At 62.9% G+C, this 10,858-nt stretch carries 4 protein-coding genes (1 of these 4 cut by a window edge); all 4 read right to left on the reverse strand.

Annotated elements, in window-relative coordinates; translation table 11 throughout:
* Window positions 1–8,191, reverse strand: partial view of a tandem-95 repeat protein gene (locus CO669_RS36535; protein WP_097661302.1) — the start only. 25,604 nt of this gene lie to the left of the window's left edge; only the first 8,191 of its 33,795 coding nucleotides appear in the window; it begins with the start codon at window positions 8,189–8,191; the stop codon falls past the left edge of the window.
* Entirely contained in the window at window positions 8,188–8,877 is a 690-nt protein-coding gene (locus tag CO669_RS18355; protein ID WP_143278686.1) for a hypothetical protein, read from the reverse strand. The genes CO669_RS36535 and CO669_RS18355 overlap by 4 nt, the downstream gene beginning before the upstream one ends.
* A 98-nt stretch (window positions 8,878–8,975) precedes the next feature.
* Window positions 8,976–9,593, reverse strand: coding sequence for a toxin-activating lysine-acyltransferase (locus CO669_RS18360; protein WP_097661305.1), 618 nt, complete (start codon window positions 9,591–9,593; stop codon window positions 8,976–8,978).
* Window positions 9,594–10,152: 559 nt separating this feature from the next.
* The gene (locus CO669_RS18365) at window positions 10,153–10,803 is read right to left on the reverse strand and encodes an imm11 family protein (protein WP_143278687.1); all 651 of its coding nucleotides are present in this window, start codon (window positions 10,801–10,803) and stop codon (window positions 10,153–10,155) included.
* Window positions 10,804–10,858: the final 55 nt, after the last annotated feature.

The following is a 10,858-nucleotide window of genomic DNA, read 5'->3' on the forward strand; positions in this document are numbered from 1 at the left end:
CTTCAATGGACAGAATCCGCCCGTCGGCGAACTCGAACTGCTCGACACGGTTGGTCGACAGCCCGTTGACGATGGTCAGGACATCGAGGCCGCTGCCGAGGTCGATGACGAGATCGCTGCCGTTGCGGCTGACGACGATGTCCTCGAAGCGGACGGAGGCGCCGAACACCACGCGATCGACGATGCCCGCCGTGTCAGGCCGCTCGATGATGCGATCGAAGCCGTAGCCGGCCGAGAAGGCGTAGGTGTCGGCGCGGTTGCCGCCGTAGAGCGTGTCGTCGCCCTGCCGCCCGTCCAGCACGTTCTCCTGCTCGAGCAGGCCCGTAATGATGTTGTCGCCGCGGTTGCCGCCGGCGATCTGGAGCAACTGCTCGACGTCCGAAATCTTGATGGTCGAGCCGTCGAAGAAGCGGAACAGCTCGACGCCGTCCTCGGCGTCGCGGAACTGGTTGCGGATGCGCAGCGTGTCGCTGCGGCCGGTGATCGAGATCAGGAGGTCGTTGCCGTCCTTGGTGAAGACGACGTTGTCGCGGGTGATGCCGCCGCCGAACTGGACGACGTCGTCCACCGGCACGTGCACGCCGCGCCGGTCCGACCAGCTCGCGCGCACGCGGCGGTCGACGATGACGTCCTGGCCGTAGCCGGCGTCGAACTTGTAGATGTCGCCGCCGTCGCCGCCGATCAGCGTGTCGTTGCCGCCGCGCCCGTCGAGCGTTTCGGCGAAATTCGAGCCGGTGATGGTCTCGTCGCCGTTGGTGCCGACGAGATCGATGTCCTCCGGGTTGACGTCGAGGAACGACACCGTGCGGTCGGTGAAGACCAGGCTCTCGACCGCATTGGTCTGGCCGTCGTCGCGCACATACTGGTTCTCCAGCACGAAGCGCTGGCCGGTGGCGCGGACGGTGATGATGAGGTCGAGCGCGGTGCGGGAGAAATCGACGTCGGTCGAGGCGATGCCGGAGAGCACGAGCTGATCGTTGCCCGAGCTGTCGAGGATGGTGTCGTTGCCCTCCCCGACCGCGACGTAATAGACGTCGTTGCCGCCGAAGCCGACCAGGCGGTCGTCGCCGGCGCCGCCGTCGATCGAATCGGACAGTTCGTCATAGCCGTAGATGGTGTCGTTGCCGGCGGTCTTGGCGATGTCGACGTAGTGCTGGGCCAGCTTGAATCCGGTCCACACCGTGCCATCGCCGAACTTGATGTCCTCGATGACGTTGATGAAGCCGAGGATCGGAACGGTGGCGAGGAAGTCCTGCAGCACGATTTCGTCGGTCGTGCCCTTGATGCGCATGCGCAGCGTATCGGTTGCGCCGTCGCGCAGGAAGTCGAGGTCGGTCCAACGGATCTCGTCGATGAATTGCAGCTTGTCGTGCTGCGGCGGATCGAACAGGCCGGGAATGGAATTGTCGAGCACGACGTCGCGGCCGTAGCCGCGGCCGAAGATGTAGGTGTCGTCGCCCTCCTTGCCGGACAGGAAGTCGTTGCCGGCGCCGCCGTCGAGCGTATTGGCATTGATCATGCCGTAGATCGCGTCGTCGTTCGCGGTCTTGGCGTTCTCCAACACCATCTGCACGATCGCGGTGAAATCGAGGCTGGAGCCGTCGTCGAAGACGAAACGCTCGATCAGGTTCGGCGCGACATAGTCGAGCCCGTCGCTCGACCCGAGCGCGTCGGAGAACAGGCCGAGGCCGGTCTTGATGCCGGCGAACTGGCCCTTGATGACCAGTGTGTCGCCGGTCGGATTGCCGTTGTCGTCGAGGAAGACGATCAGCAGATCCGGGCTTTCGCCGTCGCGGATCAGCTTCAGGTTCTCGAGCTTGATACCGCCCTTGAAGCTGAGCACATCGATGCCGGCCTTCACAGGCCCGAACGAGAAATTGCCGAGATCGTCAATGACGTCCTGCCCGTCGCCGGCCTGGAAGACGTAGATGTCCCCGCCGGCGCCGCCGCTCATATAGTCGTTGCCCTTGCCGCCCCAGAGGATGTCGGCCGAGCCCGAGCCCATCAGGCTGTCGTTGAACTGGCCTGCGGCACGCTCCCTGTCGAGCACCTCCATCGACATGCGGAAGCGGTCCCAGGCGACGCCATCGGCGAACACGATGGCGCTAACGCCGGAATCGACCCGCTTGCCGTTGCTCAGGAGCTCGTTGTTCTCGCCGAGGAACTGGTCGGTCAGGCGGATGGTGTTGGTACGGCCGCGGATCTGCAGGATCAAGTCTTCGCCGTCGCGGATCGCCTTGACGTCGGTCGACAGCACGTCGGTGAGACGCAGCTCGTCGCTGTCGCCAAAGTCCTTGTCGTCGATGACGTCGTCGCCCGAATTGCGCCCGACGAAATAGTAGTCGGCACCTTTGCCGCCGCGCAGTGTCTGGTTGCCCGCGGTCATGTAGAAATAGTCGGTGGAATCGGTGCCGTTGACGATGACGTCGCCGGCGGCATGGGTGATGATGCGCTCGTCGCTGATCCCGAGCGCATGCGCCACGCCGCGGATGTCGAGATCGACGCCGACGGTCTCGAAGGCCGGCAGCATCATCTGCATGATGAAGGCCTGGTTGACCGCGAGCGTGGAGCCGCCGAGATTGCCTTCGCCGGAGGGATGATAGTCCGGATAGACCTGCGCCAGGATGCCGTTCCACTGCGCGAGGTAGTCGAACACGGCATCATCCGTGTTGGCCGCCGGCGCGCCGGCGAAGATCGCCTCGAACATCGGGGCGAGCTCGCGATTGGTCGTCGGCTTGTAGCCGTCTGTGGCAGCGTCGTAAGTGACCCCCTGGAAGAAATCCTTCAGGCCGCCCTGCATCGCGATGCGCACCGCGTAACGGCGCGAGGTCGCGATGTACTCGGTCATGACCGGCTGCAGCATGTCGATCATGGTCGCGATGCCGGAGACGTAATGCGCCGGGTCGGTGGACAGGTTGGCGCTGCCGCCGGGTCCGACCGCATAGGCGATGTGCCCGGTCGCATTGTCGAGCTGCGCCGTCAGCATTTCAGGATGGAAATCGATGCCGCCGAGCGAGGTCGCGAAGTGGAACTGCGCCGGCGTCAGCATCTCGACGCGGTAGGTCGAATTGTCGGTCGAGTTCACCTCGTCGAGCGTCGCGAAGTCGATCGCGTAGTTGCGCAGGTTGAATTCGCGGCTGTCGCCGGTCTTCCATTCCAGTTGCAGCGCGCGGTCGAGATTGCGCGCCCAGACGTAGAACGTGCCGTCCTGGTCGGTCACCTTGACGGTGTAATCGACGGCGATGCCGTCGGTGAAGCGCACGCCGATCTTGTCGACGGGAAGGTTGGCATAGGGGTTGAAGCCGAGCTGCTCGGTGCGCCACGCGGTGCCGGTGGGATGGGCGAGCGCGAGGATGGCGTCCTTGCTGGCGTAGCTGGTGGCGGCATCGGAGGCGAGCTTCCAGCTGCCGTCGGCCTGCTTGATGCCGTAGTCGAGGATGACGGCGCGCCCGTTGACGACGCTCATCAGATAGGGCGCTGCATCGCGATCCGTCAGCGCGGCGTCGCGGTCGGACGGCGACCAGGTCTGCTCAACGCGCCAAGCCGCGCCCGAGGCGGCGGCCTGCGCCAGCACGTCCTGCATCGTCGCGCGCGCGATCGGCTGTCCCTGCGCGTCCAGCACCGGCGCGCCGGAGGCGAGCGTCCAGTAGCCGCCCTGGGAATCCTCGACATAGACGCCGCGGTCCAGCAGCACGGCCTTGCCGGCGGCATCGGTGCCGACCAGCACCGGCGTCAGCTCGCGCGTCTGCTCCAGCGCCTCGCCCCAGGCGCCGAGCACGTCGCCGACCTGCGCCACCAGCGTGCGCAGCTTCGGCGTCGTCATCGCTGCCGCCGTGGAGCTCACGAGCTCGCCGAACGCGATGTCGTTGGCGGCGGCGACTGCAAGGTTGGTCACGCGCCCAAAGCCCTTGACGTCGAGCGTCGAGCTCGACTGCCAGGCCGCCCGGCCGGCCTCGCCGGCATATCTGGTGTCGGTGTCGTTCGAGGCCAGGATGGCGTCGAACATGTGCCTGACGGGACCGCTCTGGAAGGTGACGTCGCCGACGCCGGTCAGCCGCGCGCCGTTGGGCGTGGTGATGTCGATCGCGGTGACGCCGAGATCGATTGTGATGATGCCGAGCTGATCGAGCGTCTTCAGCTCGCCCGTATCGGTGATGCCGTCGCGGTCATAATCCTGCCAGACCTTCAGCTCGGACCACAGCACGTCCGCGGCCGTGATCTTGCCATCGCCATTGGAGTCGAGCTGCGAGAGCTGGGCGAAGCCAGACCGCCCGACGCCACCGAACATCTCCGAGATGTCGTCGATACCGCCATTGCCGTTGACGTCGCGAACCAGGAAGCCGTCGTCGCCCTTCAGCCAGCCGGTGCGCTCGGCGAACAGGTCGTTGTCAATATCGAAATAGACTTGCCCGGTGGCAAGCTCGGTCGTCTCGATGCCATCGCCGTCCAGGTCGATCACCAGCGGATCGGCGTCGTTGGACCATCGCATGCCTTCCGCAAACCGCGCCGCCGCCGCGGACAGCGTCAATGCCTGGTCGACCAGCGCCATGCCGCCATACTGCGCGGCCAGCGCCATGCCGATCACGCCGACCAGCGGCTGAACCTGCTCCATGAGGTCGGCGAGCGGATTGACCGCCTTGAACACCATGCCGAGGTCGCCTTCGCCGGCAAGTTCGGCCTGGTGCTGACCGATGAAGCTGCCGACCAGATCGAAATTCTCGACCTTCATCCAGCCCTTCAAGATGCCCTGCGCGTCCAGCGCCTGCTGCGCCTTGTAGGCATCGCTCGACGTGCCGCCGAACACCGCCGTGAACAGCTGGTCGAACTGGTTGGTCACATACATGTCCAGCCCGCCATTGGCGTTGGGCCGGAACACGTAGGTCATCCAGGGGAACAGATCGTCGAAATACACCGAGCGCGCCGGATCGTATTTTCCGTTCTCGTCCAGGGAGTTGTAGAAATTGGCCATGCCGATGGTGGCGCCGAGAAGTCCGCCGAACGCGGCAAGACCCGCGATGCCGCCTTCGGCGTCGCCGCCCGTGAGCGTCAACCCATAGAATTTGAGGACGTCGTGGTGTTGCGCGTCCTTGATGACGGTATTGGCCGAATACCAGAAATTGTCCGCATTCTCCGCCGTATCTTCGACCTGGGTCGGCGTGGTCTTCTGGCTGCCGTCCGGATTGAGCACCGGATTGCCATCCTCGTCGAAAACCGGCTTTTCATAATAACCGCCGACGGCGTCGCCCCAGATGATGCCGCCGTTCGAGGTGTTGTAGATCCAGTCCTTGCCGAGGCCGCCGGCGGCGATGCCGCGGTCACCGCCGACGAGCAGAATGTCGTCGTTGCCCGCTCCGCCATCGACCGTGAGCGACAGCTCCTCCGCCGCTCTCGGCCCGTCCGGCTTGGAGGGATCGATGAGCTCGCCTGCGTCCTTGTGCCCGGCCCCGTAGTAGACCAAGAGGTCCTTGCCGTCGCCGCCCGAGATCTTGCCGAAACCGTCGTGATTGGCGGTGCCGAAGAAGCCCTGCTGGACGCCCAGGAGATTGGACAGATTGCCGCCGAAATAGACGTCGTCCTTGCTGGTGAGGATGACGTTCTCCGCGCCGCGGAAATGCAGCTCGGCCTCGGGCTTGAAGAACGCTCTCAAGAGCTTCAGCGCGACCGAGTTCGTCAGATCGACGATGCCGCCGGCGCCGCCGGAATTGTCCGCGACCGAGCCGTTGATCGTGATGACGCCATTGGTCCGCGCCTCGAACGAGACGGTGTCGAAATCCTGCTCGCCCAAAACCCCGCTCTTGGGAGCGCTGAGGTCGACGATGACAGGCAGCTTGCTGAGGTCATCGCTGATGGAGACGAAGTCGGCCCGCTCGCTCAGTTCCACGATGTCGATATCGATCATGATATCGCTGCTGACCTGACCGGTATTGAGGTCGCGCACGGTCAGCTTGATGCCCTTGCTCGTTCCGTAAGTGACGAGCTCGCCGGAGACGATCTGCAGGCCCTTCGCGGCGAGCTGATGCGTAACGGGATCCTCGACGCTGTAGTGAACCTTGTCGATATCGCCGGCTCCGATGAGACCGCGCAGATAGTCCAGGAAGCCCTGCACCATCGACTTGTCGAGGGTGTCGCCGACATAGATGTCGCTGCCGTCGTCCTGCGAACTGTGTACCTCGCCGATCTGGTCGACGAATTCGTCGTTGCCGGTGCCGCCGAGCACCATGTCCCGGCCGCCGCGGGAATAGACCACGTCGTTGCCGGCGCCGAGGATCAGCAGGTCGTTGCCGGACGTGCCGTGCACTTCGTCATCGCTCTGCGTGCCGATGTAGACATCGACATGGACCTGATCACCCTTGGTCGCGGGGATCTTGTCCTTGTAGGAGCGCTCGCTGAGCGTGATTTCGTCGTCGGTTGCAGACGTTGCAAGGTGATAGCGATCGAAGATCGATCCGGACGACGCTTCCCAGAAGGCGGCAAGCTTCTTGAGCGCCTCCTCGTCGACCTTGGAAGCCGCAAACCCGGTAATCCCCGTGATGAGCCGGGATATCACCGATGGGTTCGTCTCGGCGGACTGGCCGAAAAATGCCGCACGGAACGCGTCTTCATCAGTCGGGTTGACGCGATCAGGAGCATTCGGGACCCCGCCTGCCTTGATGACGTCGCCCCAAAGAATGCTGGAGAGATCAAGCGCCAACGCCGTCCTGTCGTCGGAGAGCGATATCGCGCCGTCCTTCGCACTGCCGTCTCCGCCCAGGACCCCCTTCGCTTCTGAATCCTCGACATCATAGATGGCCAACGCACCCGCATATTGGGTTGCGATGCGCGTCAACAGGGCGGTGACGTCCTTTGTGAAAATGCCTGCTGCCGCGTTGAGAAACCCGTCGAGAAACGAGATCGGCATGTCGAAGAAGGCATTGTGGTCGGGAAGGTTGATGACATAGCCAAGTTGCGACCAGTCATTGATCATGGCGCCGACGCCGGTATCGCCAAACGGCTTGGCGGCGTCAGTCCCTTCGTCGACGGCGGAATAAGCGATCGCGGTCTGCAGGATCGTCGTGTAATTCTGCTTGTCGTGCGCCAGACCGGAGATGTGGTTGCCGGCGGCTCCGGCCGCCTCGGCGAGTTTGTCGTCGTACAGTGCCCACAGACCGGGATTCGCGATCCGCTGGATCTGCCAATTCGCGGCAAACGAGTGAGCCTGCTTCGCCAGATCGGCAAACGTTAAGATCGTCAGCACCGATTGGCTGTGACGTGCGATCGGGTCAGGGTTGGTCCAACCAAACGTTTCCATGACCGTTTGATCGATATTCGCCTCGGCCGCCACCTGCCCGCCCGCAATCGAGCCTCCAAGTAGAGCAAGCAGCGAGCCCGCCAGAGGACCGACGAGGAAGCTGGCCAGAACGCCGAGGCCGATGCCCAATGCACCGGCGATGAGGCCGTTGCGAAGTCCGGCGTTGATCTCGTAGGCTGTAGAGATACCTTTGAAGACGTCGAAGCTCGGCTGGTGGATTTGCAGCTTGTTGAGAAGATCGAGCGTGAGAGTCGCGTCCGGCGGAATCTGGTCATCGGCATTCGCGGGATCAGCGTTCCAGTCAGCAACGGCTTTGGTGACGTGGTAAGCCAGCGTCGCGAGCGCGGCAACGCCGAAAGGCATATGGTCGAATCCGACGCCTGTCGAACCTGACAGGTAGGCCGCAAGTCCGGCCAATCCGCCGCCCAGGGAGTGACCGGTGACGATCGGCTTCAGTCCGCCGGTGTCGAAGATAGAGGCGTTGGCATTGCCGGTCTGCTGACGAACAAGCAACTCGTAATACTGGATGGTCTGGCCGGCCTGGCTGCCGAGCGCCCACCCGTTTCCAGTGGCGCCAGCACCGACGCCCCAACCGTTCCAGATGTCTCGCAGCGAGCTGTTGCCGCCCGTCTCGTCATAGTCTGTTCCCCGGTAAGCGATGACGATCTTGTTTGGGTCAGTTATCCCGGAAACACCCGAAACGTTATAGCTGATCGCATAGAAGCCGGTTGCTTCATCGACGTGGGGGCCAAGCAGCTCGCTGCTGTCGCTGCCGATCGTGGCATTTCCCAGCTTTGTCTCGGACCGCCCCTCTGCAACGACCTGTCGACCATAACCGCGCTGGTAAGAGTCCATCGAAAGGATCGCAAGGATCAAATCCTGCCGCGTAATGATGCTGGTCATTTTGCTGCACCGGTAAAAAAGGAAGATGCGCCGAGAATGGCGTCGAGATCTTGATCGCGCGGAACGGTGGGCGGCCTCGTGCGGAATACGCCACGATGGTTCGCGATGGCCGGAAAGCGTTCTTGGAACCCGGTCGTCAGCGGCGTCTTTTCATCGACCGCCTCGAAGGTTATTCTCTTGAGCGAGTAACCCGCTCCGAAACTGCCTGCCAGATTGTCGGGAGACACCTCGGCAATCGAACTCGGATTGTTGACGTCGGCGAACGTTACCAGCATCGGATAATTCTGGCGGAGCAGGACGGCGAAGGATCTGGTCTCGGCGGCCCTCTTCATGCGCTCCATGGTGCCTTCATCAGAAGGGCCGAGCCTCAATTCGGGATAGGCGAGCACCTTCGAGACAATTGAAAACAGATCGCGCCGGTAGAGCGGATCGGCGAGCACCGCGAAAAGAAATCGTCCGCCGCCCAGGTCCACGGTCGGCGCTTCACCGATGTTGCCGGAGCCGCCGATATCACCGGGAAGCGGGATCATCGACGGCCCGTAGAGTGTGCATTCCAGGACCGATGAACCGGTCCTGACGCCGCTCGGCGTCTCCACTTCGAGCGTCAGGCGATAGCGCAGCCGCACCCGCGGCCTGCCGCAGCCGGAGAGCACTGACGCCAGACCGCCTGAGAGAAGCGCCATCATGCCGCGTCGTCCCATCATCCTGCGATTTCCAGCACCGCCGTTAGCGACCAAGATCTGCGTCGCTCGCAGATTCATAAGGCCGTAGCCCCTTCACCGACTTAGCTGCGCTCTTCCTTTGGCTGCGCTTCGCTGACCGGCTTGACCTTCATCTTCTCCAGCACCTCCGGATCGACCAGCTGGCTCACGATCGGGTGGATGCGGATGGGCTTGTCCTTCACCACCTGCTTGAAATTCGCCAGCACGGCGGTGGCGACTTTCTGCGAGGGAGCGATGACGTCGAGCAGCCAGGTGGTCTCGCCGCTGTTCCAGTCCTCAGCCTTGAGGCGGACCGGGAATACGCGTGCCTGAATCTGCTCGCGGATCTTGGCATCGACCTCGTCGGAGACGCTGGCCCAGATCGCGATGCCGGCGGTCTCCTCGACCTTGCCTTCGCCGCCGGCCTTGGCGATGGCGATGCGGTCGCGCGTCATCGGCTCGACGACGAGGTGCATGACGTCGGCCAGGGTCTGGTTGCGGTAGCGCGGCAGGTTGAGCATGGCGAGGACGACCTCGCCGACGCCGGCCTGGATCCGCATCTTGAACGCGGCGATCTGCGCCAGCACTTGCGGATCGAGCGCGCGCTCTTTCGCTTCCGTCGGCCCGGCCGAGGCCCCGCCCTTGATCCCGTTCAATGCCGGCTTGCCGGCGGCCGCCGTTTCGTTCGCGCTCTTTGCCATGGCTCTCGCTCCCTAGTTTCGATCCGCCCAACGGGCGTATTGCGATCATGAGGAAGTGAGCCTGCCGTGGCGGCCTGCAGCCCGTCAGGGCCGCACGTCTGCCGACGCAAAAAGACCGGTCATCTGCATACTACCCGCTCCAGTTGCACAAAAGTGCACACGAGAGAGCGGATGTATAGTTCTGGCGCAGATAATCGGAAGCAGCCCCACTGCCCTCCTTCGGCATTCATAGAACGTTAACCCGCATACAACTTCAAGACGAAATCGCGATACGCCCAAAAAAATGTTTCGCGATGTGTCTATCCGTTGCGATTGGTAACGATCGCCAGTTCAGGAGAATGGAACTCGGCGGCGCCGGGCGCGATCGGCGCAGGCTGGTCGCGCAGAAATCGGTGAGCGCGCAAGCGCGAGCAATAGTCGCAAAAAAGCTGCGGCATCCTCTCGCCGTCATACAAAGAGCTCGACAGCTCGCCCTTGATTAAGCCATTCGCCCGTACTCATTCAACGATGGATACAAGGCCGCCGCGCTCAGCGCGAGGTGAATGCACTGTCAAAGTAGTCAGACCGCCTCCCCTTTTCCAAGCCCAATCCCAGTGAAGCGCTCGGCCTCGAGAGCAGCACCCAACGCATCCGATAGAAAGGGTCCGTAGAGGGGCAGAAACATATCGCTCCACGCGTGCTTGTCGCCGATCTGCGCATTGTTGAAGACGATCTTGGCCGGTGCGTTGATGTCGATTCCGGGCGGGATTTCTTCCTTCCGCCTTACCAGGTCACGCGGTGGAATCCACATCCCTTTGGCCAAGAGCATCGTGGTGTGCACGCGATCGACACTGTCAAGCCGGTTACAGGCAACGAAGAAAAAGCGCTTTGCAATAGCAGCTGCTTTCCGGTCGAGATAGTCGACAGGCAGGAATTGGTGGACGCCGGGTTCAAACTGCTCAATGATCACACGAAATCGCGGAGGAACCGCCAGCAGGCCGCACACTGTGTCCACATCGGGGACGGGAGCGCTTTCCTGCCATTCCACCACGGTTGGAACATGCTCGGTCAGGATGGGTCGGCCTTGATTGGCCGGATAAGTCGAAGCTGTGTTCAGATCAAAACCAGCATCAGGGCTCTTATCCGCCACCTCGATCTTCGACACATCGCCATCGAGCGTCTGCGTGTTAGCGTAATGTCCTAACGTCGGCTTCGATCCCAGATAGTACATCAACCGCCTCTGTGTTTGCCGCCTTCCCCATTCGGCCGCACCTTCATCTTGTGCG

The sequence above is a fragment of the Bradyrhizobium sp. Y36 genome, from assembly GCF_002531575.1.
GTDB lineage: Bacteria > Pseudomonadota > Alphaproteobacteria > Rhizobiales > Xanthobacteraceae > Bradyrhizobium.

What these genes read in the sequence shown, in the direction of transcription:
- CO669_RS18355 (WP_143278686.1), bottom strand. Translation starts at nt 8,877, where the DNA reads ATGATGGCGCTTCTCTCAGGCGGTCTGGCGTCAGTGCTCTCCGGCTGC.
- CO669_RS18360 (WP_097661305.1), bottom strand. Translation starts at nt 9,593, where the DNA reads ATGGCAAAGAGCGCGAACGAAACGGCGGCCGCCGGCAAGCCGGCATTG.
- CO669_RS18365 (WP_143278687.1), bottom strand. Translation starts at nt 10,803, where the DNA reads ATGTACTATCTGGGATCGAAGCCGACGTTAGGACATTACGCTAACACG.